Here is a 23,515-nt window from a genome sequence, read left to right on the forward strand (position 1 = left end):
GAGCACGCTCTGTCGATGGCAGGGACCGGAGGAGGCGTCGTGAAACCATTTCTGCCCAGGCCCAGCGCCTCAACGATGAACATGTTGCGTGAAGGGTGCCTGCAACGCCGTGACGCGGTGCCGCAAGACCTGACGGAACAAGCAGTCATCCCGGGCATCCCGAATGCGCGGTACTGGCTGGACCGGGACCTGACATCGTTCATCCGGGATGCGGGCCAGGCCAACGATCGCGAGGTCGAGGCACTCGCCGACACAGAGTTGCCGGCCGACGCGCTGCCACTGGCCTACTACCTGGCCATTTCGGGGGGCGGCGACGCCGGCACCTTCGCGGCGGGCATCATCGCCGGGTGGAGCTTGCATGGGAGCCGACCGGCTTTCAAAGTCGTCACCGGCATCAGCGCGGGCGCCCTGGTCGCACCGTTCGCTTATCTGGGGCCCGAGTATGATCCGGTCATCCTGGGGATCTGCAGCGCAATCGGGCCGAAAGATGTTTTCCATGCTCGAAGTGTGCTGACCCGCCTGGCCAGCGACGGCATCGCGGACAGCAAGCCGCTGGCGCGCCTCATTGCCAAGTACATTACTGCCGACGTGCTGGCGGCTATCGCCGCGCAATACGCCAAAGGACGGCTGCTGATGATTGGCACCACCGACCTCGATGCCGGGCGGCCCGTCACCTGGAACATGGGCGCGATTGCTTCCAGCGGAGCACCGGGCGCGCTGCACCTGTTTCGCAACATCATGATCGCGTCGATGAGCATTCCCGGCGCCGTTTCTCCGGTCATGATCGATGTGGAGGTAGACGGCAAAGAGTTTCAGGAAATGCACGTGGATGGAGGCGTCCTCACGCAGGTGTTCCTTTACCCGCCGGGCACTGTGATGGCGCTGAACAGCGTGGCCGGCGCGCGCATCCGTAGGGCCCGGCATTTCTATGTCATCCGCAACGGCAAACTGGAACCGCAGTGGGCCGGCACCAAGCGCCGCACCTTGAGCATCGGTGGCCGAGCCATCAGCACCTTGATCCAGACGCAGGGGATAAGCGACCTGAATCACATTTACCGGATCGCCCAGCAGGACGGCGCAGACTTCAATCTGGCGTACATCGGCGCGGATTTTATCTGTCCGCGCAATCAGAAATTCGATGGCGAGTACATGAAGCGTCTGTTCGATTACGCCTTTCAACTCAGCGCGAAAGGCTATCCGTGGCATAAATCGCCGCACACCTGAGTTGTCCGAATGAAATTTATACTGTAGTTTTTCATGAAATTATAAAAAGATAATTTCATGAGGCTTGTATGTTTCAGCAGTCCACGCAGCATGTCGCCAGCTATTACGCCCACAGTTGCGCCGATCGCCTGACCACCCGGCCAGCGCTTGCCGGTGAACAGACTACCGAGGTGGTGATCATCGGCGCCGGCTTCAGCGGCCTGCATACCGCGCTGCGCCTGGCCCTGGCCGGCAAACGGGTGACGCTGCTCGAAGCCAGCCGCGTGGCGTGGGCAGCCTCGGGACGCAATGGTGGTCAGGCCATTCTCGGTTGGTCGTGCGACATGCCACCTCTGGAAGCGGCGCTGGGCTATGAACGTGCGCGACGGCTGTGGGACGGCATGCGCTGGGCCGCGCAAGAGCTGCGTGAGTTGCCGGCTCGCCATGGTTTCGACTGTGACTACCGTGTCGGTCATTTGTGGACATCGGTGATGCCCCGTCGGGTCGGTCTGCTGACCGAGTGGCAGCGCGAAGCCAGTCACAAGTGGGGTCACGAAGGCTTGCAGTTCATCGGCCGTGAGCAGTTGCCGGAATGGGTGGCCAGCGACCGCTATCAAGCAGGGCTTTATGACCCCGAGGGCGGGCATCTGAATCCACTGAAACTGGCCCTCGGCCTCGCCGCCGCCATCGAACGTGCAGGCGGCCGAATCCATGAACAAAGCAAGGCGCTGAGTTATCGAGAGGAGGGCGGTCAGTTCCTGGTGAACACCGAACGCGGGTCAATTCGTGCGGATGTGCTGGTGCTGGCCTGCAATGCCTACCTCGACCGGCTCGACCCGCAGTTGGCCAGTTGCGTGTTGCCGGTGGGGACTTACCAGGTCGCCACCGCACCGCTGACAGCCGAACAGGCCACGGCGCTGTTGCCGAGTAATGTCTGCGTCACCGACAACCAGTTCGTCCTCGACTATTTCCGTCGCACGCCGGACAACCGCTTGCTGTTCGGCGGTGGATGCACGTACTTGGGCGGCATGCCCAAGGACATTGCCGGCGCAACCCGGCCGTTTCTGGAACGGGTATTCCCACAGCTCAAAGGCGTGGAGCTGGAATTCGCCTGGGGCGGGCATATCGATCTGACGCTCAAACGCACGCCGGACATTGGCCGGTGGGGTGATCGCTACTGGCTTCAGGGTTACTCCGGGCATGGCGTGCTGCCGACGCTGGCCGCCGCCCGCGCCGTTTCCGATGCGATTCTCGGCCAGAGCGATGAACTGACGTTGTATCAGGCCTTGAGTAACCCCAGCTTCCCCGGCGGTAAATACCTGGCGGCGCCGCTGGAAGCCATCGGCAAGGCGTGGTATCGACTGCGCGACAGCATTTGATGAATTACTTGGCGGAATCCCGGGCATGAACAAGCAAGAAGAAATCGCTGCGCTGGCGATCCTTATTCACGACCTGCGCAAGCACAAGAAATACACGTTGAAGGACCTGGCCGACCAGATCGGTCGTTCCGTCGGGTTTCTCTCGCAGGTCGAACGCGGCCTGTCACGGCCCACCGTGGCCGACCTGACGGCGATCAGCGAAACCCTGGGCGTGCCGACCACCTACTTCTACAGCTTGCCGAAACCCAAGGAACTGCCGTGGGTCACCCGGCCGGACGAACGCCGAACGCTGTATTACGCCAATGGCATCACCGACATTCTGGTGTCGCCGAAAATGCGGGCTTCGTTTTCCATGCTCGAAAGTCACCTCGAAGCCGGCGCCAGCAGTGGCGAGCGGCACCTGAGTGACAGCTCGGAGCAGGGCGGGTACGTGCTCGAAGGCGAATTGACGCTGTGGTTGGGCGATGACGACGCCGTCACCTTGCAGGCCGGCGACAGCTTTCAGTTCGACAGCCATACCCGTTGCCGTTACGGCAATCTCACCGAGCAGCTCACGCGAGTGCTCTGGGTCTACACCTGATCACCACAATAGGACCAACCATGATGGACGCTGATCTGCTGGCCGAGGTGCGCGCCTTCCGCCAACGCTACCCCGATGTACGTTACGTCGACCTGATTTCCCTGGACATTCCCGGGCACTTCTACGGCAAGCGCTATCCCGTGGAAATGCTGGAAAAGGTCGCGGCCGGCAGCGCGCTGAAGCTGCCGCAAAACTGTGTGTTGCTGGGTGTGCAAGGCGGGTTGTTCAAGATTGGCGACTACTGCTTTAACGATGGAGACCCGGATGCACTGCGTCGTTTGGTGCCCGGTACACTCAAACCGGTGAGCTGGGAAGCGCAACCGCTGGGGCAAATGCTGATCACCTCGGACGGCACCGAAAAGCCGATCGTGTTCGAACCGCGACAGGTCCTGGCGCAGGTGTTGGACAGGCTCGCACGCAAAGGCATTCATCCGGTGGTAGCGTTCGAGCTGGAGTTCTATCTGTTTGATAAAAAGCTGCGCGACGGGCTGCCGCAATTTCCCCGGGATGACCTGACCGACGATGCCGATGATCAACCGAACATGCACATCGAGCGCCTGTCGCGCTTTGCGCCGGTGCTTGATGAGATGGTCGAGGTGTCGCGGGCCCAAGGCATCGATACCACGGTGATCACCGCCGAGCTCGGCCCGGGTCAGTTCGAAATCAATTTCGGCCATCTCGATGATGGGTTGCGCGCGGCAGACTGGGCGGCCTTGTTTTGCCGCAGCACCCGTGGCGTTGCCCTGAAACACGGTTACCGCGCCAGCTTCATGGCCAAACCCTATTTGCAGCACCCGGGCAGCGGCATGCATGTGCACGTCAGCCTTTACGACGCCGCCGGCAATAACATCCTTGCCGCGAAACAGCAGCAATCACTGCGCCATGCCGTGGCGGGCTGTCTGGAGTTGCTGCCGCATTGCATGCCGATTTTCGCACCGAACCAGAACGCCTATCGCCGCTTGGGCGGCACCACGAACATCGCCACGCGGGCGAGCTGGGGCTTCGAGGATCGTGATGCGTGCCTGCGCATTCCCGAATCCGATGCGAAAAACCTGCGCATTGAACATCGCCTGTCGGGTGCCGATGCCAACCCGTACCTGGTGCTGGCGGCGATTCTGGTGGGGCTCGAACATGGCCTGGAAGCCGGCAACGAACCGATCCCGCCACTCAACGAAGACCGCAACAGCGGGGTCGACTTCCCGCTGGAAATGCTCGAAGCGGTGCGCGCCCTGCAGCATCAACCGCAGCTGCGCGAAGGGCTGGGCGCGGAGTTCGTCGATGTCTATTGCGAAAACAAGCGCCAGGATCATCTGGCGTTCATGCAGGAGATCAGTGCCAGGGAGTATCGCTGGTACCTGTAATGCACTTTTATAAAGCTTTCGTGCTGCGCAATGCACTACGCCAAGGCAGAAACGGCAGGGTTCATACCCGAAATGCCCCGGCGGGAGCCTTGAAACACTGATATTCAGCGCTTGGCACAATCGCTGCATTACATCGATCAGGCCCACCGTGAACGCAGTCGAGTGGGCAGCCCCCTCGGTCAACGACGATCGATTCGTGGGCAACATCGGTGGGTCAGGCATAGACGTCTGGTTTCAACACCGCAAAAGAACAGGCAAAGACGCCTGGAACCGCAAGGTTTCAGGCGTTTTTTTTTGCTTTTGAACCGTGATGGGCTTAGCCGGGTGCTTCTTATGAATTCCAATGTGGCCGCGTTGAACAAGCTGCAAACGCTGATCGTGATCGGTAACGGCATGGTCGGACACCATTGTGTCGAACAGCTGATCGAGCGCGGGGCGCTTGATCATTATCGGCTGCACGTCTTCAGCGAGGAGCCGATGCGTGCCTACGACCGCGTGCACCTTTCCGAATACTTCACCGGCCGTGACGCCGAGTCGCTCGCCTTGGGTGACGCCTCGCTGTACCAGACCCCGGGCGTCACCTTGCACTTGGGTGTGCCGGTCCTGGAAATCGACCGCGCCCGGCGCCAGGTGATCACCGCGCAAGGCTGCGTCGCCTACGACCAATTGGTGCTGGCCACCGGGTCCTTTCCGTTTGTGCCGCCGATCGAAGGCGCCGAGGGCGATTCGCGCCTGGTGTATCGCACCCTTGAAGACCTTGATGCGATCCGTGCCGCCGCGTCCAATGCCCGACGCGGCGTGGTGGTCGGCGGTGGCTTGCTCGGGCTGGAAGCCGCCAACGCCCTGAAAAGCCTGGGCCTGGAAGCCCATGTGGTGGAATTCGCCCCGCGCCTGATGCCGGTTCAGCTGGACGAGCAGGGCGGGCGGGCGCTGAAGGCTCAAATCGAACGCCTCGGCGTCGGCGTGCACCTGTCGCGTGGCACTCAATCGATCAGCCCAGGCGAGGAATATCGCTACCGGATGAACTTCGCCAATGACGAATTCCTTGAAACCGACCTGATCGTCTTTTCCGCCGGGATCCGCGCGCAAGATGCCTTGGCCCGCCAGTGCTCGCTGGAAGTCGGCCCGCGTGGCGGCGTGGTGGTTGACGATCAATGCCTGAGCAGCGATCCGCATATCTACGCCATCGGTGAGTGTGCGGCGTGGAATGGCAGCATTTTTGGCCTGGTCGCCCCGGGCTACCAGATGGCGCGCGGTGTTGCCGCACGGCTGTGCAACGAAGCCGCCGAGCCGTTCATGGGCGCGGACATGTCGACCAAGCTCAAGCTGCTGGGCGTCGACGTCGGCTCCATCGGTGATGCGCACGGCAGCACGCCGGGCTCGCGCAGTTATCAGTTCATCGACGAAACCACCGCCAGCTACCGCCGATTGGTGGTGGATGCGACCGGCAAACACGTGCTCGGCGCAGTGCTCGTCGGTGACAACAGCTATTACGACACGCTGCTGCAATTCATGCAGAACGCGATTGCCTTGCCGGCGGAACCCGCCAGCCTGATTCTGCCGTCGTCCGAAGGTGCGCCGACTCTGGGCCCGGGCGCGTTACCCGAATCGGCCACGGTGTGCTCGTGCCACAACGTCACCAAGGGTTCCATTTGCTCGGCCATCGACGGCGGCTGCACCGACCTCGGCCTGCTCAAGTCGCAAACCAAGGCCTGCACGGGCTGCGGCGGTTGTGCCGGGCTGCTCAAGCAGGTCTTTGAGCACGAACTGATTGCCCGTGGCGTCAGCGTCGATAAGAGCCTGTGCGAACACTTCGCCTACACCCGTCAGGAGCTTTACGCGCTGGTACGGGTTGAAGGCGTCATCACCTTCGAAGAACTGCTGGCCAAGCATGGCCGTAGCCATACCGGTTGCGATGTGTGCAAACCGGCGGTGGGCTCGATCCTCGCGTCGTGCTGGAACCAACCGATCATGGACGCCTCTCTGGTGCCGCTGCAGGACACCAACGACACCTTCATGGCCAACATGCAGAAAAACGGCACCTATTCGGTGGTGCCGCGCATCCCGGGTGGCGAGATCACCGCCGACAAACTGATCGCCATCGGTGTGGTAGCGAAGAAATACGACCTCTACACCAAAATCACCGGCGGCCAGCGCATCGACCTGTTTGGCGCGCAGTTGCACGAATTGCCAGACATCTGGGCCGAGCTGATCGCAGCGGGTTTTGAAACCGGGCATGCCTACGGTAAATCGACCCGCACGGTGAAGTCCTGCGTCGGCAGCACCTGGTGCCGTTACGGCGTGCAGGACAGCGTGCAAATGGCGCTGACCATCGAGGATCGCTACAAGGGCCTGCGCTCGCCGCACAAGCTCAAGTTCGCGGTGTCCGGTTGCACCCGTGAATGCGCCGAGGCCCAGAGTAAAGACGTCGGCGTGATCGCCACCGAGAAAGGCTGGAACCTCTACATCGCCGGTAACGGTGGCATGCGCCCGCGTCACGCTGAGCTGTTTGCCACCGACCTCGACGATGAAACCCTGATCCGCTACATCGACCGTTTCCTGATGTTCTACATCCGCACCGCCGACAAATTGCAGCGCACCTCGGTCTGGCGTGAAAGCCTGGAAGGCGGCCTCGATTTCCTCAAGGACGTGATCATCCACGACAGCCTTGGCCTGGGTGCAGAGCTCGAATCGCAGATGCAGTTGGTGGTCGACCGCTACGAATGCGAGTGGGCCAATGCCCTCAAGGACCCGGAAAAACTCAAGCGCTTCCGTACCTTCGTCAACGATAAACGCCCGGACCCGGACATCCACTTTGTCCAGGAGCGCGGCCAGCGGCGCCCGATCATGGCCGCCGAACTCAACCTTATCCCTGTCACCGAGGAGATTGCCTGATGAGCCAGCCCACTACCCGACGCATCGCTTCTGTGGAAACCGCCGACGCCTGGCAAACCGTGTGCGAGCAACAGGACCTGGTCAGCAACTCCGGCGTGGTCGTGTGGCTCGACGGCGCGCAAGTGGCGCTGTTCTACATCCCGGGTGCCGAGGGGCAGACCCTCTACGCCATCGACAACCACGACCCGCAATCCGGGGCGAATGTCATCGGTCGCGGGTTGATTGGCAGTATCAAGGGTGATCTGGTGGTGGCGTCGCCCATCTACAAACAGCATTTCCGGCTGGCGGACGGCAGTTGCCTGGAGTCGCCTCAACAGCGTTTGCGGGTGTGGCCGGTGCGGTTGAATGGCGGGGTGGTGGAGGTCGGGAGAGGGTGAGGGCGGGGCAATCAGCTGACCGGCTCGACCGTACAACTCATTTCCTTGGAGCCGGGTTTCTGGAAAAGCACCCCATTGCCGTCTTGCCAGAAGCTGTAGTTACCCTGGTAATCCTTGCCGGTGTATCGAATACCCGCATCGCTCGGCACCTGGCTCAGGGTGATCGCGGTGTTCGCCCATTTCAGGTACACAACACCCGGCTGCGCATTGAAGAAGGTGGCGGTAATCAGCGAGTTAAAGCCTGCGCAACGCAATGCCAGCGGGCCTTCGGTGAGTCGGTCTGGATCCTTGGTTCTCACGATGGCCGAGCCTTGGCGTAGCTGGTGCGCGCGTTCGGCATAACTTCGGATGATGCACCCCTTGAGTTCCGGCCCGGTGGTACATCCGTTGCGGGCGTCGATCCAGAACTGTTGGTCGATGATGACTTTGTCCGGCGGCGGAACTGAACGTTGATCGGTGAGCGCCAGGCGATAAAGACGCGTCAGTTCGATATCCATCTGCGTCAGTTGCGGATCGCGACAGATGAGCTTTTCGACGGAGGCCCTGGTCTTGGCGCAGTCGATGCCGGGAGGGGACGCAGCGTGCGCACAGGTGCTCGCCGCCACGCACACGCTGGCAGCGAGCAGACAGGTGAAATGGGTCGTGACCGTTTTCATGTTGGCTTCACCCAGATCATTACGGGATGCTCGGATTGCCTTGCACCTGGCGATCCCTTGAACAGTCATTGGTTTGCATGGGGTGTACGCAGTGTAAGTCAGTGCTCAAAACTTGCCACACCCACCTGGCGGCGGGTGTTCTTCAGAATCGACCCAGCCTATAGGGTTCAATGGCCGGTAATCCATGGGTATGAGGCGCAGGCGACGCCATTTTCGCGATGAGTTCGGCAGTGACCGCGGCCTGCGTCAGGCCCAGGTGCTGGTGACCAAAGGCGAGCAGCACCTTGCCGTCGCACACCCGGTCGAGGATTGGCAGGGAGTCCGGCAAGGACGGGCGAAACCCCATCCAGGGCGTCGCCGCATCGGCGTTCAAGTCGTGCTTGAACAGGCCTTCACTCAGCCGGTGCAACTGCCAGGCGCGCTCCATCGCCGCAGGGCGCTCGAGGCCGGCGAACTCGACGGTGCCGGCCAATCGCAGACCATCGGCCATCGGGGTCATGATGAACTTGCGCTCCAGCGAGGTGACGGCGAACGGCAGCCGCCCGTGTTCATGGGGCAACATCAAGTGATAGCCGCGCTCGGTATCCAGCGGTACCTTTTTGCCGGTCAGCGCTGCCGTCAACTTCGCGGAGTGGGCGCCGCAGGCGATCAGGGTCTGGCGGGCGGTGAAACGGCCCTGGTCAGTGATGAGCGAGACGCCGTTCTCTTGCAGGTGTGCGCCCAAAACCTTTTGCTTGAGGAAGTGCACGCCGCAGGCTTTGGCGGCATGGACCAGTTCGCAGACCACCCTATAAGGGTCGAGAAAATGCCCGGTGCGCGGGAAGAACAGACCGCCCAGAATTCGCTCGCTGAGGTGTGGCGCCGCCTCGCGCACCGCGTTGGCCTGCCAGTAATCGACCGGTACGTGTTGATGGCGCATCCGTGCCTGTAGCGCTTCGATTGCTTTATGCGAGTCGGCGCGTTCGAACACCAGCAACGAGCCGTCCTCGCGCAGCAGATCGGGGCGGGCAATGTCTTTTAGCAGCCGGTGCCATGCGCCCAGGCTGCTTTCGTTGAGTGCGCGCAGGCCGGCGACGGTCCGTTGTAAGGGTGCCGGGCGCAGATTCAGCAGCAGGCGAATGAACCAGGGCAGGGCGCGCGGCAGGTATTTCCAGTCCAGGCGCAACGGGCCCATCGGGTCCATGAGCATGGCTGGCAGGCGTTTGAGGATGGACAGGTCGGCGATAGGAAACACCTGTTCGGTCGCCAGATGCCCGGCATTGCCAAACGAGGCGCCCCGGCCGGGGTCTTGTTGGTCGATGACCACGACTCGCAGCCCTTGGCGTGCCAGCCGCAGAGCGCAAGCGACGCCGATGATGCCGGCGCCGACCACGGCAATGTCCGCGTTGTCGTGCGGGTTATGTGCAGCAGGCAGAGTCATGGCGCTTTCCTGGAAAAAGAGTGGCCCAGACTGCGAAACCGGGCGGCTTCACAGCGGGCGCAGTCAGGGTGAGATCAAGCGACGTTCTGTTCGGCCGACCAGATTTTGTACCACTGGCGGAACAACGTGTACTGGGTCTCGGCATAGCGCCGTTGGGCATCGCTGAGCGCATCGGTCTCGTTGAAGTGCAGGGTGTATTCCTTGTCGCCATTGAGCACCATCAGGTGCTTGTAATAGAGGACCAGGTCGCAGCCCTCATCGAAGGACGACAGCACATGCAGCGCAGATTCCAGCTCTCTGGCCAGGCGGCGGGCCTTGGCGTCTCCCTTGGCCGCCTGCTTGCTCAGGGCCACCAATTGCAGCACCTCGCGGGGCAGCGCGTTGCCGATGCCGGTGATGGCGCCGGTGGCGTTGCAGTTGACGAAGCCATGCACCACTTGGGTATCGACACCGACCATCAGGGTGACGTCATCGTCCTTGGACGTGATGTTTTCGGCGGCGTAGCGCAGGTCGGCAGCACCGCCGAACTCCTTGAAGCCGATCAGGTTCGGGTGTTCGCGGCGCAGTTCGAAAAACAGATCCGCGCGGGTGGCGAAGCCATAGTACGGGCTGTTGTAGATCACCGACGGCAGATTTGGAGCCGCCTTCAAGATCGCCGCGAAGTGAGCTTTTTGCGCGGCGGGCGACGCTCCCCGGGAGAGGACGCGAGGGATCACCATCAGGCCCTGGGCACCGACCTTGGCCGCATGGGCCGCGTGGGAAATAGCTTCACGGCTGTTGACGGCGCCGGTACCGACGATGGTCGGCACACCGGCGGCGACCAGACGCGCCACGCCTTCCTGGCGCTCGGCTTCGGTGAGCAGGGGCCAGTCACCCATGGAACCGCAATACACGACAGCACTCATGCCGATATCAATCAGTTCGCGACCTTTGGCCACCAGCGCGTCGAAGTCGGGTTTGCGCTCCGCGGTGCAGGGGGTCATCAGTGCTGGAATGCAGCCAGTGAAGATGTTCGCGCTCATTGTTGTCACTCCTTGAAGCGTTCATTCAACTTGATTGAGGGGACGTGCCGCGTGATCGCTCAAATGCCCCACGCGAAGGGATCCTGTTCGTCGATCAGCAGCGTGCTGTCGGCGGTCATGAAGGCCTGGCCGGTAATGAACGGGCGAACACGTTCGCCTTCCCATTCGAAGCTGCCGACGAACTGACTGCCAGTGATGCTCGCTTGTACCCAGGGTTCACCGGCGGCCAGTTTTCCATCGGCCGCCAGGCACGCCAGTTTGGCGCTGGTGCCGGTGCCGCAGGGCGAGCGGTCGTAGGCCTTGCCCGGGCACATGACGAAGTTGCGACTGTCGGCCTGGTTGTCGTCGGCAAACAGCTCGACATGGTCGATGACGGCGCCGTTTTCGCCATGGATGCCTTGGGCTTCCAGAGCCTTGAGCATCGCCCAGGTGTAATCGGTGAGGGCTTCGACGTTGTCGAGTTGCAGCACCTGCCCGTGGTCGCAGACCAGGAAAAACCAGTTGCCACCCCAGGCGACATCGCCATAAACGCGGCCGTGCCCGGGGACTTCCACCGGCACCTTTAGGCGATAGCGGTAGGCTGGCACATTACGCAGGGTCACCGTGCCGTCTTCATGCAGCGTCGCGCTGACCGGTCCGACGGGCGTGTCGATCTTGTGTACACCGGGGGTGATATGCCCCAAGTAATGCAATGAGTTGACCAGGCCGATGGTGCCGTGACCGCACATGCCGAGGTAGCCGGCGTTGTTGAAGAAGATCACGCCGCAGGTGGCATCCGGCGAGACCGGCTCGCAGTACAGGGCGCCGACCAGTACATCGTTGCCACGGGGCTCCAGCAGGCAGGCCCTGCGCCAGTGGTCATGCTGATCGCGCAGGGCATTACGCTTCTCGATCATGGTCTGGCCGGGCAGTTGTGGGAAACCATTCATCACCAGGCGAGTCGGCTCGCCGCCGGTGTGGGAGTCGATGACATGTACTCGTTTCATCTACCTATCCTTCAGAGGTGTGCCGGTTGCCACCACCAGGCCACCGAAGCTGCCGATAGAGTGAACGCGTCAGGGGCGATTGCGATTGATGTTTTGCATGGCTGCAAATGACGAAATCGGCACAATGCGGATGGCCTCGACACGGCGTAAACCTTGGGGCAATCTGCTTGCGCGCGCCTTAACACAGGCTCTGAAGTGACTGGTCAGCGATGGCCAACGTGCTGAGCGCAGAGGGCGCGAGGATGGATTTTTGTCTGGCCGCAGCGTGGGAGAACAAGCTTCATGACGCAGAACGCATTGGCGATCCTGTGCCAAGGGAACGACCTGAATCGACCCGACACCCTCGAAGAAATACTGGCGGGCGTGGCGCTTCTGTTGCCGATGCTGGATGTGATCCCCAATGCCGCGATCTTTATCAAAGACATGAAGGCGCGCTATGTCATGGCCAATAGCACGCTGGTTCAGCGCTGTGGATTAAAACAGCTGCAACCGCTGCTTGGAAAAACCAGCGCCGAAGTCTTTCCAGAACAATTGGGGCCTGGCTACACCGAACAGGATCGCCGTGTACTGGAGCAAGGCTTTGTCCTGGAAGACCAACTGGAGTTGCACTTGTACGGGAGTCGAGAGCCCGGTTGGTGCCTGACGCATAAACGCCCGTTGTATAACCGCAACGGCGAAATCATTGGCCTGGCAGGGATTTCGGTCGACCTGCAATCGGCCAGTGATACGCATCCGGCGTATCAGCGCCTGGCTGCGGTGGATGAATATATTCGCGCGCATTTCAATCGCCGCATCACCTTGGGCGAACTCACTCGAATCGCCGGTATTTCAGTGGCGCAGCTGGAAAGGTATTGCAAGCGAGTGTTCCACCTGACGCCGCGGCAGATGATTCAAAAGGTTCGACTGGAACACGCGCACCGACTGCTGCACACCGAGATTCCCATCACCGAAGTCGCATTGCAGTGCGGCTACACCGACCACAGTGCGTTCACTCGACAGTTCAAGGCATCGACCGGCTTCACACCGCGCCAGTATCGGCAGGCGACAGTGTTTTGAATGTTTGTGGTGCGATGCAACATTCCCGCCCGTCACTCACCTTAAAACCCCGTCCCTGGAACCGGCACTAACCCGTGGTCGCGTTGTCAGTAATTGGCGCCTGTAGCGACGAGGACCGTCTCTGATTGCGGCACGTCAGACTACATTTAGTGTTTTCGCCCCTTGGGGCAAAACGCTCGCGATGGATTGCGTCCTGAACCGACTAATCCTTTTGCGAGCGACTTTCCATGGGTTTGCTTCTTGATCCGCGTCATGACATTGATGCCGCTTTACTCAGTTATCGCCGGGTTTTCTGGTCGTTGGCCCTGTTCAGTGGCGCGATCAACCTGCTGGTGCTGGTGCCGTCCCTCTACATGATGCAGGTGTACGACCGGGTCCTTACCAGCCGCAACGAAACCACCTTGTTCATGCTCACCTTGATCGCCCTGGGACTGTTCATGTTCAGCGCCCTGACCGAGTGGGTACGCGGCGAGGTGATGATTCGCATGAGTGCCGGGCTGGACGATGCCTTGGGCGAGCGGATTTTCGACGCAGCCTTCGCCCGCAGCCTGCGCGAACACAACGCCAACCCGGCGCAGGTGCTCACCGATCTGGCAACGCTGCGGCAGTTGATCACCGGCCAGGGGCTGATTGCGTTGCTCGATGCGCCGTGGTTACCGATCTTTCTGCTGGTGGCTTTCATCTTTCATCCCTGGTTCGGCGTGCTGACACTGGTACTGGCCCTGGTGCTGATCGGTCTGGCACTGTGGGGCGAGCTGGCGACTCGAGCTCGCTTGGGCGAAGCCAATCGCCTAAGCGTGCAATCGTCGATCTATGTCAACAGCACCTTCCACAATGCCGAAGTCATCCAGGCCCTTGGCATGCTCGGGCCGTTGCGCCAGCGTTGGAGCCTGATACAGCAACGCATTGTTGCCGCCCAGGCCCATGCCAGCGATCGCAGCGCGCGTATCACGTCGATGACCCGATTCGTGCGCATCTCCGGGCAGTCGCTGGCCTTGGGCCTGGGTGCGTTGCTGGTGCTCGAAGGCCAACTCTCGGCGGGCATGATGATCGCCATGTCGTTGCTGTTGGGGCGCGCCCTGGCCCCCGTGGAAATCGCCATTGGCTCGTGGAAACAATTCAACTCCGGGCGCCAGAGTTACCAGCGCCTGAATCAACTCCTTGCCCAGCACCCACGCGAGCGACTGCGCATGCCTTTGCCGCCGCCTACTGGCGCGGTACGTCTGGAGCAGTTGTATGTTGGCCCGCCCGGTGCCTCGCAACCGATTCTGCGGGGCATCAATTTCCACCTGGCCAAAGGTGATGTGCTCGCCGTCGTTGGCCCCAGCGCCAGTGGCAAGTCAACGCTGGCCAGGGCGTTGGTCGGGGTCTGGCCGGCCATGGGCGGGTCGGTGCGTCTGGACAACGCCGAGATCAGCCAATGGTCGCCCGACGCCTTGGGCCCGTACCTCGGATACCTGCCGCAGGACATCGAACTGTTCGACGGCAGTGTGGCCGACAATATTGCCCGCTTCGGTGAACAGGACGCCGACAAGATCATCGCCGCGGGGCGACACGCGGGCATTCACGAGATGATCCTGAGATTCCCCAAGGGTTACGACACGCCGTTGGGCCCCGGCGGGCTGGGGTTGTCCGGTGGACAAAAGCAGCGCCTTGGCCTGGCTCGTTCGCTCTATGGGCTGCCGTCGCTGATCGTGCTCGATGAGCCGAACTCCAATCTCGATGAAGCCGGAGAGCTGGCACTGGTTCAGGCAATCAGTGCGCTCAAGGCCGCCGGCAGCACTGTGGTGCTCATTACCCATCGGCCTAATGTACTCGCGGTGGTCGATCACATCCTGGTGCTCAAGGACGGTATTCAACAAGCGTTCGGTCCACGGGACCGGATGCTCAAGGCATTGATGCCGGCGCCAAGTCCAGCCGCGGTCAGGGAGGCAGGCGAAGATGCATGATCTGACCCCTGGAACACGAACATACAGCGAGCAGAGCCCAAGCGTTCGGGGCGCCACAACACCGCCCGGCGCCAATACCGACGCCGGGGCGGCTGCACGTTATGGTGTGGGTTTCCTGGTTCTGGCGCTGGGTGGTTTCCTGCTTTGGGCTTGCCTGGCGCCGCTCGACCAGGGTGTCGTGGGCAGCGGCACCGTGGTGGTGGCGGGCGAACGCAAGGCAGTGCAGTCGCTGGTCGGTGGAGTGGTGGAGAAGCTGCTGGTCAGCGATGGCGACCGCGTCACCCAAGGGCAGTTGCTGGTGCAACTCAACACTGTGCAGGCGCAGTCGCAACTGGACGTGACCCGGGGCAAGTTGCTCAACGATCGCAGCGTCGAGGCGAGGTTGATTGCCGAGCGCTTGGGCTCAGCCGAGATTCAATGGCCCGCTGAACTGCTGGAACACGCCGACGAGCCGCGGGTCAAGGCCGCCATGGCCTTGCAGAGCCAGTTGTTTGTGACCCGCCGCGCAGAACTGGGCAGCCGCTTGCAGATCATCGAACACGAAGCAGCGGCATTGCAGCAGCAATTGCTCGGCTACGAAGGCGTCAAGCGCAACTATGACGCGCAGATGCACTTCCAGCAGCAAGAGCTGGTTGGCCTGCGTGACCTGGCCCGTGAAGGCTACGTTCCGCGCAACAAACTTTTCGAGGCCGAGCGCAATGCCGCCCAATTGGCCGGGCAGATTGCTTCCGGGGTGGGCGATGTCGGCAGGACTCGCCAGTCGATCAATGAAAGCCGGCTAAAGGCCTTGCAGGCACAGCAGGAATTTCGCCGCGATGCCGAAACTCAGCTCAGTGAAGTCTCTGCCGAGGCGTCAGGGTATGCCGACCAGATCAATGCTTTTCAGTTTGAAGTCGATAACGGTGCGATCCGTGCACCGGCCTCCGGGCAGGTCATGGATGTGAGCATTCACACGGTCGGCGGCGTTGCGCAGGCCGGTCAAACCCTGATGCAGGTGGTGCCGTTGGATGCGCCGATGGCGATCACCGCGCGCTTCGAGCCGTTGATGGCCAACAAGTTGCGCCCGGGGCTGCCCGTACATGTGCATTTCACGGCGCTGCAACGGGTGGATACGCCGACGGTCATTGGCACGGTGGCGACGGTGTCGGCGGACCAATTGATCAATGAGCAGACGCACCAGCCCTATTTTTCCGCCAAGGTCGAAATTCCTGCAGACACCGTCGCCTCGCTGCAGGCGGCCGGCCTGCTGGTGCGCCCCGGCATGCTTGCCGATGTCACGGTGGTAACCGGTGAACGCACCTTGATGAATTACCTGATGAAACCATTACGCGAACGCTTGCTCGCAGCCTTCAAAGAGGAATGAGCATGACCCTACGGTTCCGTTATAGCACCCGCCTGTTGCTGACTCTGTGTACCGGTTGGGGGGCGATCAGTTCTGTCTGGGCGACCCCCAGGAAGCGCTGAGCCTCAGCGGCGCGTACGATGCCTCACGCCTCAACGACCCGACTGTGCAATCGGCCGCCCATGCCTTTGATGCTTCGACGCATGAAGAAGCCATTGGCCGTGGCGGCCTCTATCCGCAAGTGTCGCTGACATCACGCTACGGCTACGGCGGGCGTATCGATGGCGGCGATGACACCAGCTACGTCAACAGCAATGATTACCAGGCGAACAACGTTACCCTGGCGGCGCAACAACCGCTCTACGACAAAGGGCGTTGGGCGGCGTATCAGGAGGGCAAGGCGCGAGGGCAGCTGGGTAGCCAGTTGTTTGAGAAATGAAGCAAGGGACGGATTGACGCCCACCGCTGACCCATGCCCAAAATCCTTGTGGGAGCCAGCCTGCTCGCGAACGCGGTGGGTCAGCTTGCATCCGTGTTGGATGTGCCGCCGTCATCGCAAGCAGGCTCGCTCTTACAGGTTGTGGATTTTGGCTCAGGCTGTGAAATCGCTTGTGTGCAGCTCCTTGACCCCCACCAGTTGGATTTCGAAATCGGGGGTGGCGTCGGCGTTGACACTGCCGTAGAGAATGCCGTCGGCAAAGCGCAGTTGGCCGGTGGCGTTGGCAGGGTCGAAGGCGTTGTTGCCGATGAAGGTGAAGGGGTCAACAGCGGCGGTCAACGAGTTGGCGTCCAGGCCGGTGAAATCCAGATGATCGCTCTCAGTGCTCTTGAAGCCGTTGATCACATCGCGCAGAGACCCGACGCCCATGTCTGACAGTGCACCAAACGCATAGGTATCCGCGCCCGTGCCACCGGTGAGAGTGTCGGTGCCTGCGCCGCCGATCAACCGGTCATCGCCCGAACCGGCCACCAGCGTATCGTTGCCCGCACCACCGTTCAGGACGTTCGCGGCGCTGTTGCCCGACAGACTGTCGGCGTAGGCGCTTCCTGTCAGGTTTTCGAAAAATTTCAAGGTGTCGAGCCCGGAACCCCCGGTGTTTTGTTGCGCAGACGTCGAGAGGTTGGCGGTAACGCCGGACAGGGCACTTTCAAAAGACACGGTGTCATTACCCTCGCGCCCGTCCAGCACGTTGTTGCCGGCGCCGGCGAACAGCGTGTTGTCCAACGCGTTGCCCGTACCATTGGCGGCAACGGTGCTATCGATATACAGATGCTCGACATTGGCGCCGAGGGTGTAGGCCGCCGAACTGCTGTGCACGCTGTCGAACCCTCCTGGCACTGCGTTGCTCTGGGTCTCGATCACGCTGTCGTCGGCGTTGTCGACATAGTAAGTATCGCTGCCATCGCCACCGCTCATGCTGTCGGCCCCTGCGGCGCCATTGAGCACGTTGGCGGCGGCATTGCCGGTGATGAAGTTGCGCAGCTCATTACCGGTGCCGTCGATGTCCGACACGCCACTGAGCACCAGATTTTCCAGATTGGCACCCAATGTCCAGCTGACCGAGGCCTGCACCGTATCAATCTGCGAAGGTGAAGTATTGGTTTCCGTGACACTGTCGGACGCGTTATCGACCACATAAATGTCGTTGCCGTCGCCACCGGTCATAGAGTCTGCGCCCAGGTCGCCATCCAGTGTGTCGTTGCCCGAGCTGCCCACCAGGGTATCGGCCTGGTCAGTACCGGAGATCATCCCGCCCTGATTTTGAGCGTTGTCGAAAATCTCCTGTGCGCTGTTGTTGTCACCGGGGTTGCCTTGGAAGCCAAGGTCATCGGCGATGTAATCGGCCAAGCGCTGCCCGACGATTTCCGCCGATTCCTCGTGCAAGTGCCAGACGTCGTCGGGGTACACCAGCGGATCGACTTCGTAGCGCAAGGGCAGGTCGGTGTAGTCCACCGCCAGCTTGACGTCGGCACGCTCTGCGGCGATGCCTTCCTGGACGGCGCGAACATAACCGACCCCTTCTACGATCGAGGCAATTTTCTCTTCCGAATAACCACGGGCACGCGCCGCATCCTCCTGGTAGTGGCCGGTTTCCATCATGTACACGCTGAAGCTGCCGAATTGGGTATGCAGGTAATCAAACACGTTCAGGGTCGCAGCCTTGTAGGCTGCAGCTGCCGCAGCTTTGTCCGTGGCGCGGCCGATCTCCTGGGCGGCTTCTTCGCCCTGGCCCCAAATGATGCCCATGGTGACGCTATCGATCGATTGCAGTTCGGTGAGCTGGTCCCCCAGCAATGCGACGGCACGCAGCAGCGCAGGGCCGGGTTGGTTGGTGTCGGTCAACCACCAGCACAACTTGAGCTCCTCGGCGCCCATGGTCGACAGGCCATTGACCGTGCTGCCACCCACCGCGATGTCGATGCCATTGCCATCGGCATCGGTGAACTGGCTGCGCACGTCGTAGGTGGTGTAGCGGTCCAGGTCGTTGACCAGCATTGAGGTGCCGGACTGATTGTCGTCCTCCGTCATGCGCAGCAGGCGCGCATTGGATTGACCGAGGGTTGGCAGGTAGAGGATGTCCTGTTGGGCACGCTCGCCGAACACGAAGTCGCTGGCGCTCAGCGTGTCTAGGTAGTTGCCATTGAGGGCGATCTCAAAACGGTTGCCATCGGCATCCGCTTCGGCGGACTTGACGTAGGTCTTGTCGCCAGCCGCGTTGAGGGTCATGTACAGCGTGTGGTTGCTGCCATCGCCGAGACCGAGAAAGCCCAGGCCCGACACATCGATCTTGTCGACGCCCGCAGTGAAGTCATAAATCGTGTCGGTGGCTGTGACGCCGCCGGTATCGTAGTCGCGGTAGCTGTCGAGCGCGTTGCTGTAGCGGAAGGTATCGGCCCCGTCGCCGCCGTACAGCGAGTCGCGTCCGGCGCCACCGTCGACGATGTCCGCACCGGTGCCGGCCTTGATCGTGTCATTGCCACCGAGGCCGAGGATAAGGTCCGCACCGGCCGTACCGTTGAGGGCTTCGGCATTGTTGGTGCCGGCGATGGTATTGGCGGGCGCATCGGCCACCGCCAGGGCGAAGCTGTCACTGACCGACTCCCCGGAAGGATCGGTGGCCTTGACCAATACGCTGTAATTACCCGATGCCGTGCTGATCGGCGTACCGGTGAACGTCAGGCTCGTGGCGTTGAAACTCAGCCAGGTGGGCAGGGCGCTGCCGTCGGCGAGCGTTGCGGTGTAGACCAACACATCCTGATCGGCATCGGTGAAGCTGTCATGGGTCACCGTGTAATTGAACGGGGTGTTTTCGGTGGCGTTCTGATCGAGGAGGGGAATGGCCACCACCGGCGCGACATTGCTGGGCATGTTTTGGTGGGTGTCGAAGACAAAATGACTCGCCGTCAGGCTGCTCACCAGGTTGCCCGCCATCGACACTTCGAAGCGGTTGCCATTGGCGTCGACGGTGAGGTCCTTGAGGTAGGTGCGGTTGCTCGATGCGCTGTAAGACACTTGCAGCGTACCGTTCAGGCCATTGCCCAGGGCCGTGTAGCCAAGCGCCGAGACGTCGATCTTGTCCGCTGTCACGTCGAAGTCGAGGATCTGGTCACTGACGCTGGTGGAGCTGGTGCGGTAACTGTCGAGTGTTGAGGTGTAGCGGAACACATCGGCACCCGCGCCGCCAGTGAGTTTGTCCGCCCCGGCGCCACCGACCAGGATATCGTTGCCCGCGCCGCCATTGAGCGTGTCGTTGCCGCCACCACCGAACATTTGCTCGTCGGCGGCTGTGCCGGTCAGCGTGTCGTTGTTCGGCGTGCCATTGATCGGGCTGGGTGAGGCGGGCACGTCCTGCACGGCGAGGGTAAAGCTGTCGTTGACGGTGGCGTTGCTGCCGTCAGTCGCGGTGACCTGTATGGAGTAAGTGCCTGATGCGGTATCGCTGGGCGTACCGCTGAACGTACGAGTCGCGGCATCGAATGTCAGCCAGCCGGGCAGGGCGCTGCCATCGGCCAGTTTGGCGGTGTAGCTGAGGCTGTCGTTATCCGGATCGGTGAAGCTGGTGGCCGGTACAACGTAGCTGAACGGTGTGCTTTCGGTCGCGTTCTGATCCAGCAACGGGGTGGCCAGCACTGGCGCCTGGTTGGTCGGTGACGACGTGGCGAAGACGAAGTTGGCGCTGGTCAGTTTGTCGAGGTAATTGCCGTCCAGCGCCACTTCAAAGCGGTTGCCATCGGCATCGGCGGTCAGGGACTTGATGTAAGTCTTGGTGCCGGCACTGTTGAGCACCAGGTAAACGGTGTTGTTCTTGCCATCTCCCAGACCGGTAAAACCAATGGCCGAGAGGTCAATTTTGTCGGCGCTGATATCGAAATCGGTGATCACGTCGCTGAGGTTGGCACCGCCGGTGTTGTAGTTGCGGTAACTGTCCATGCGATTGGAGAACACAAAGACGTCCGCTCCGGTGCCGCCGGTGAGGGTGTCCATGCCGGCGCCGCCGTCGAGCTTGTCGTCGCCCGCACCGCCACTGAGGTTGTCGTTACCCGCCAGGCCGAGCAGGGTGTCGGCCGAATCGCTGCCTAGCAACGAGTCGCTGGCGCTGGTGCCGGTGACCACGTGATTGAAGAGGAAATTGCTGGCGGTCAGGGTGCTGGCGAGGTTGCCCGAGAGAATCAACTCGAAGCGATTGCCGCTGCCGTCGGCATCGTAGTCCTTGATGTAAGTGCGGTCGTTGCTGGCGCTGTAGCTGACCTGCAAGGTGCCGCCACGGCCATTGCCCAGGCCCGTGAAGCCGAGGCCGGCGAGGTCGATCTTGTCTTGGGTGACGTCGAAGTCGGTGATGGTGTCATCGAAGCTTGAAGTTGCGTTGCGGTAACTGTCCGATTGAACAGCGAAACGGAACGTATCGGCACCGGTACCGCCAGTGAGTTTGTCGATGCCTGCACCGCCCACCAGAATGTCACTAGCGGCCCCGCCATTGATGGTGTCGTTACCGGCACCGCCGTAGAAAATCTCGCTTTCGGCGCTGCCCAGCAGGGTGTCGTTGCCGGCCGTACCTTGCACGGTGGTCATCGGCACCGTGGCGCTGACGTAGCTGCCGTCGCCATAGACCAGCGTGGCACCCTTGCTGGTGTGGCTGATGGTGTTGCCAATAATGGCGTTGCGATCGGTGCCGTCTTCATTGCGCTCTGCAACACCATAGGTCGACAGGTTGCTGCCGCTGATGATGTTGCCCTGGATGGTGTTATCGCTGCCGTTGAAGTACTTGCCGGACACACCCAGGGTGTCGTCGTAGGACTGGATAATGATTTCCGGTACGGGATTGCCTAGCGAATTATTGTTAAGCGTGTTGTCGATGATCTCGACGTGGTTACTGCCGTAGACGCGAACCCCGGCGCTTGCGTTGTCGTGAATATCGACGCCGCTGACAGTCACTTCGCTGGACAGCTTGATCAGCACCCCTTCAGCGCCGTTGCCGTACACCTCGCCACCAGTGATGGTGATGTTGCTGGGGGAGGGGATGTCCTCGCTGCCACGCTGCACCACGATGCCATTGCCGCCGTTGTTGTAGGCAACGTTATTGGTCAGGGTGAAGTCGTGGGTACTGGTGACGACGTTGAAACCGTGGCGGTCATTGTCGTAGGCGACGTTGTTTTCGAAGGTGCTGTCGCTGAGGAAGTCAGCAACGAAGCCGTCCAGGCCATTGCCGTGGGACACGCTGTTCTTGATGACCATGTTGACGGTCTGCTCGTGGGGGTCGAAACCGTACCCGGAGCAATCCTTGATCTCGACGCTGTCGAGGGTGACGTTGGAGTCGTAACCTTCTTGGCCGGGAATGTAACCGTTGAACCAACCATCGACCTTGCCGGTTGTGTTGTCGCGGTTACCATCAATGGTGAGGTTGCTGACACCAAAGTCGTGGGTTTCTTCGCCATAGGCGGAGCGGATAACCCCGGTGATCTTGGTATCGGAGCCGTCAGCCACCTTGACGTTGGTAGCGCCCATGCCGTCGCCGTACAAATAGACGTTGCTCTTGAGCATCAGGCAGCCGTCGGAGGGTTCCTCACCGCCCGAAACGATGTAAGTTCCAGTCGGCATGTACACCTGCCCACCGCCTGCGGCAGCGGCCGCATCAATTGCACTTTGTATCGCTGCCGTGTCGTCGGTGAGGCCATCTCCTTTGGCGCCAAAATTTTGAACGTTAAAAATCATGAAGTTATCTCCGTATCAGGCTAAAACTGCGGAAAAAGCCAATATTCCATCGACGATCACCGTGTTATGACCTGCAGGAGCGCGAAAGTTGTGACCGAATATCGGAGACGCGTCAAAAAAACCGATATTACTGATCAGTGGTTGTCAGGTGGCAGGCCGGAGATAACGTTAATTTGACACTTGCTCGCGCACTGAGCGCTGTGACTTTGGGAGCGGTGTCTGGAAGACTATGGCGTTATTGATCAGATCGGCAGGGTTTTGCGGTTTGAGCTCGACAGCTCCTGCAGGGGGACCGATGTTCAGAAGCGACTGTGCCCCTGATTTGAGTACGCCAGCGAGAAACCGGGTTAGAGTGTCCGACAATGTCTGTTCATCAGGGCCCTCCAGTCGACTCGTGTAGTCGCGCCAAGCGGTTCAAACAAACGAACAGGGCAAAAAAAACCGTATATCAATCGTTATGTGAAGAATGAATAGACCGCTGTTTGTTTCTCTGGATGGGCCCAAGGGAACCGGCAAAACCACACTGTTGGAAGCCGTTACGAAAGTACTGAGGGCAGACAACAAAAAGGTGATCCGACTTTCCGAGAGTAAAAGCGATCCCTATAGGGGTGAAATAATGGCCCTCGTTAACAAGCTCGTCAGAAATCCCAACCGGGATCTGGAGTTCGAAGTTTGTGAGCGCCTTGCAGATAGCCGTACCTGGATTTCCCGGCACGTGCTGGCTAAACAGCCAACAGACAGCATCATCCTGATCGATCGCTGGTATCCCTCAGACGCTGCGTTTCGCCGGATAGTCCCGTTTGCAGAGATTCTACAGTTGAACATTGATCGAAACGTGCGAGTGCCAGACCTGCATGTCGGCGTTGTCACCGACCCTGATATTTCATGGGCGAGGGCTGCGGCACGATCGCGTGGGCTGAGCAGTACTGTGATCCATAAGCTGGAAGAACATGTCGCTTGTACCCGGGCGTTCGAGCAAGCGATTTCAGATAACGGCTGGGTTTTATGCCGTAATGAAGGAACGATCGAAGACGCAACGATGCAGGTGATTTCGGAGATCTATAGAGTCCTTTGAAGC

15 protein-coding genes and 1 pseudogene are annotated in these 23,515 nt (G+C 60.9%); 11 read left to right on the plus strand and 5 right to left on the minus strand.

Going from position 1 to position 23,515, the window contains the following annotated elements; translation table 11 throughout:
* The first annotated feature begins 39 nt into the window (after positions 1–39).
* The 6 genes from ACIQV9_RS16650 to nirD all read left to right on the plus strand — a co-directional run bounded on the left by ACIQV9_RS16650 (position 40) and on the right by nirD (position 7,795).
* Positions 40–1,224 (plus strand): patatin-like phospholipase family protein, encoded by a 1,185-nt coding sequence (locus tag ACIQV9_RS16650; protein ID WP_403103437.1) that lies wholly within the window; start codon positions 40–42, stop codon positions 1,222–1,224.
* 68 nt (positions 1,225–1,292) lie between these two features.
* Positions 1,293–2,582 (plus strand): NAD(P)/FAD-dependent oxidoreductase, encoded by a 1,290-nt coding sequence (locus ACIQV9_RS16655; protein ID WP_403103439.1) that lies wholly within the window; start codon positions 1,293–1,295, stop codon positions 2,580–2,582.
* A gap of 25 nt (positions 2,583–2,607) precedes the next feature.
* Positions 2,608–3,162, plus strand: a complete 555-nt coding sequence (locus ACIQV9_RS16660) for a helix-turn-helix domain-containing protein (RefSeq protein WP_403103442.1) — start codon at positions 2,608–2,610, stop codon at positions 3,160–3,162.
* Between the two features lie 20 nt (positions 3,163–3,182).
* Positions 3,183–4,523: a glutamine synthetase family protein gene (locus ACIQV9_RS16665; protein ID WP_403103445.1), complete on the plus strand. Its 1,341-nt coding sequence runs from the start codon at positions 3,183–3,185 to the stop codon at positions 4,521–4,523.
* A gap of 333 nt (positions 4,524–4,856) precedes the next feature.
* Positions 4,857–7,418, plus strand: a complete 2,562-nt coding sequence (nirB, locus tag ACIQV9_RS16670; protein WP_403103448.1) for a nitrite reductase large subunit NirB — start codon at positions 4,857–4,859, stop codon at positions 7,416–7,418.
* Positions 7,418–7,795, plus strand: a complete 378-nt coding sequence (nirD, locus tag ACIQV9_RS16675) for a nitrite reductase small subunit NirD (RefSeq protein ID WP_403103451.1) — start codon at positions 7,418–7,420, stop codon at positions 7,793–7,795. Before nirB ends, nirD begins: the two co-directional genes overlap by 1 nt.
* 11 nt (positions 7,796–7,806) lie before the next feature.
* On the opposite strand, the gene ACIQV9_RS16680 is transcribed toward nirD, so the two are convergent.
* From ACIQV9_RS16680 to ACIQV9_RS16695, 4 genes are all read right to left on the minus strand, one after another.
* Positions 7,807–8,451, minus strand: coding sequence for an MliC family protein (locus ACIQV9_RS16680; RefSeq protein WP_403103454.1), 645 nt, complete (start codon positions 8,449–8,451; stop codon positions 7,807–7,809).
* A gap of 142 nt (positions 8,452–8,593) precedes the next feature.
* The gene (locus ACIQV9_RS16685; RefSeq protein WP_403103457.1) at positions 8,594–9,871 is read right to left on the minus strand and encodes an NAD(P)/FAD-dependent oxidoreductase; all 1,278 of its coding nucleotides are present in this window, start codon (positions 9,869–9,871) and stop codon (positions 8,594–8,596) included.
* A gap of 74 nt (positions 9,872–9,945) precedes the next feature.
* Positions 9,946–10,893 (minus strand): dihydrodipicolinate synthase family protein, encoded by a 948-nt coding sequence (locus tag ACIQV9_RS16690; protein ID WP_403103460.1) that lies wholly within the window; start codon positions 10,891–10,893, stop codon positions 9,946–9,948.
* A gap of 59 nt (positions 10,894–10,952) precedes the next feature.
* Positions 10,953–11,879 carry a 4-hydroxyproline epimerase gene (locus ACIQV9_RS16695; protein ID WP_403103463.1) on the minus strand — a complete coding sequence of 309 codons (927 nt, stop codon included), beginning with the start codon at positions 11,877–11,879 and terminating at the stop codon, positions 10,953–10,955.
* A gap of 282 nt (positions 11,880–12,161) precedes the next feature.
* Between ACIQV9_RS16695 and ACIQV9_RS16700 the strand changes: the two genes are divergently transcribed.
* The 4 genes and pseudogenes from ACIQV9_RS16700 to ACIQV9_RS16715 all read left to right on the plus strand — a co-directional run.
* Positions 12,162–12,935, plus strand: coding sequence for a helix-turn-helix domain-containing protein (locus tag ACIQV9_RS16700; protein WP_403103465.1), 774 nt, complete (start codon positions 12,162–12,164; stop codon positions 12,933–12,935).
* A 227-nt stretch (positions 12,936–13,162) separates the two neighbouring features.
* Complete coding sequence (locus ACIQV9_RS16705) at positions 13,163–14,884, plus strand: type I secretion system permease/ATPase (protein ID WP_403103468.1); 1,722 nt, start codon at positions 13,163–13,165, stop codon at positions 14,882–14,884.
* A complete protein-coding gene (locus ACIQV9_RS16710) occupies positions 14,877–16,247 on the plus strand; it encodes an HlyD family type I secretion periplasmic adaptor subunit (RefSeq protein ID WP_403103471.1) in 1,371 nt (456 codons plus the stop codon). Before ACIQV9_RS16705 ends, ACIQV9_RS16710 begins: the two co-directional genes overlap by 8 nt.
* Positions 16,248–16,249: 2 nt before the next feature.
* Positions 16,250–16,659 (plus strand): annotated as a pseudogene (locus tag ACIQV9_RS16715) (TolC family protein); the annotation flags it as partial.
* A gap of 159 nt (positions 16,660–16,818) precedes the next feature.
* Here ACIQV9_RS16715 and ACIQV9_RS16720 read toward each other — a convergent pair.
* The gene (locus tag ACIQV9_RS16720) at positions 16,819–22,437 is read right to left on the minus strand and encodes a putative Ig domain-containing protein (RefSeq protein WP_403103474.1); all 5,619 of its coding nucleotides are present in this window, start codon (positions 22,435–22,437) and stop codon (positions 16,819–16,821) included.
* Between the two features lie 466 nt (positions 22,438–22,903).
* Between ACIQV9_RS16720 and ACIQV9_RS16725 the strand changes: the two genes are divergently transcribed.
* A complete protein-coding gene (locus tag ACIQV9_RS16725) occupies positions 22,904–23,512 on the plus strand; it encodes a dTMP kinase (protein WP_403103477.1) in 609 nt (202 codons plus the stop codon).
* Positions 23,513–23,515: the final 3 nt, after the last annotated feature.

Source organism: Pseudomonas sp. NPDC099000 (genome assembly GCF_044759925.1).
Taxonomy (GTDB): Bacteria; Pseudomonadota; Gammaproteobacteria; order Pseudomonadales; family Pseudomonadaceae; genus Aquipseudomonas.

What these genes read in the sequence shown, in the direction of transcription:
- ACIQV9_RS16660 (WP_403103442.1), top strand. Translation starts at nt 2,608, where the DNA reads ATGAACAAGCAAGAAGAAATCGCTGCGCTGGCGATCCTTATTCACGAC.
- ACIQV9_RS16695 (WP_403103463.1), bottom strand. Translation starts at nt 11,879, where the DNA reads ATGAAACGAGTACATGTCATCGACTCCCACACCGGCGGCGAGCCGACT.
- ACIQV9_RS16685 (WP_403103457.1), bottom strand. Translation starts at nt 9,871, where the DNA reads ATGACTCTGCCTGCTGCACATAACCCGCACGACAACGCGGACATTGCC.
- nirB (WP_403103448.1), top strand. Translation starts at nt 4,857, where the DNA reads ATGAATTCCAATGTGGCCGCGTTGAACAAGCTGCAAACGCTGATCGTG.
- ACIQV9_RS16700 (WP_403103465.1), top strand. Translation starts at nt 12,162, where the DNA reads ATGACGCAGAACGCATTGGCGATCCTGTGCCAAGGGAACGACCTGAAT.
- ACIQV9_RS16680 (WP_403103454.1), bottom strand. Translation starts at nt 8,451, where the DNA reads ATGAAAACGGTCACGACCCATTTCACCTGTCTGCTCGCTGCCAGCGTG.
- ACIQV9_RS16655 (WP_403103439.1), top strand. Translation starts at nt 1,293, where the DNA reads ATGTTTCAGCAGTCCACGCAGCATGTCGCCAGCTATTACGCCCACAGT.
- ACIQV9_RS16705 (WP_403103468.1), top strand. Translation starts at nt 13,163, where the DNA reads ATGGGTTTGCTTCTTGATCCGCGTCATGACATTGATGCCGCTTTACTC.
- ACIQV9_RS16710 (WP_403103471.1), top strand. Translation starts at nt 14,877, where the DNA reads ATGCATGATCTGACCCCTGGAACACGAACATACAGCGAGCAGAGCCCA.
- ACIQV9_RS16725 (WP_403103477.1), top strand. Translation starts at nt 22,904, where the DNA reads ATGAATAGACCGCTGTTTGTTTCTCTGGATGGGCCCAAGGGAACCGGC.
- ACIQV9_RS16690 (WP_403103460.1), bottom strand. Translation starts at nt 10,893, where the DNA reads ATGAGCGCGAACATCTTCACTGGCTGCATTCCAGCACTGATGACCCCC.
- ACIQV9_RS16665 (WP_403103445.1), top strand. Translation starts at nt 3,183, where the DNA reads ATGATGGACGCTGATCTGCTGGCCGAGGTGCGCGCCTTCCGCCAACGC.
- ACIQV9_RS16720 (WP_403103474.1), bottom strand. Translation starts at nt 22,437, where the DNA reads ATGATTTTTAACGTTCAAAATTTTGGCGCCAAAGGAGATGGCCTCACC.
- nirD (WP_403103451.1), top strand. Translation starts at nt 7,418, where the DNA reads ATGAGCCAGCCCACTACCCGACGCATCGCTTCTGTGGAAACCGCCGAC.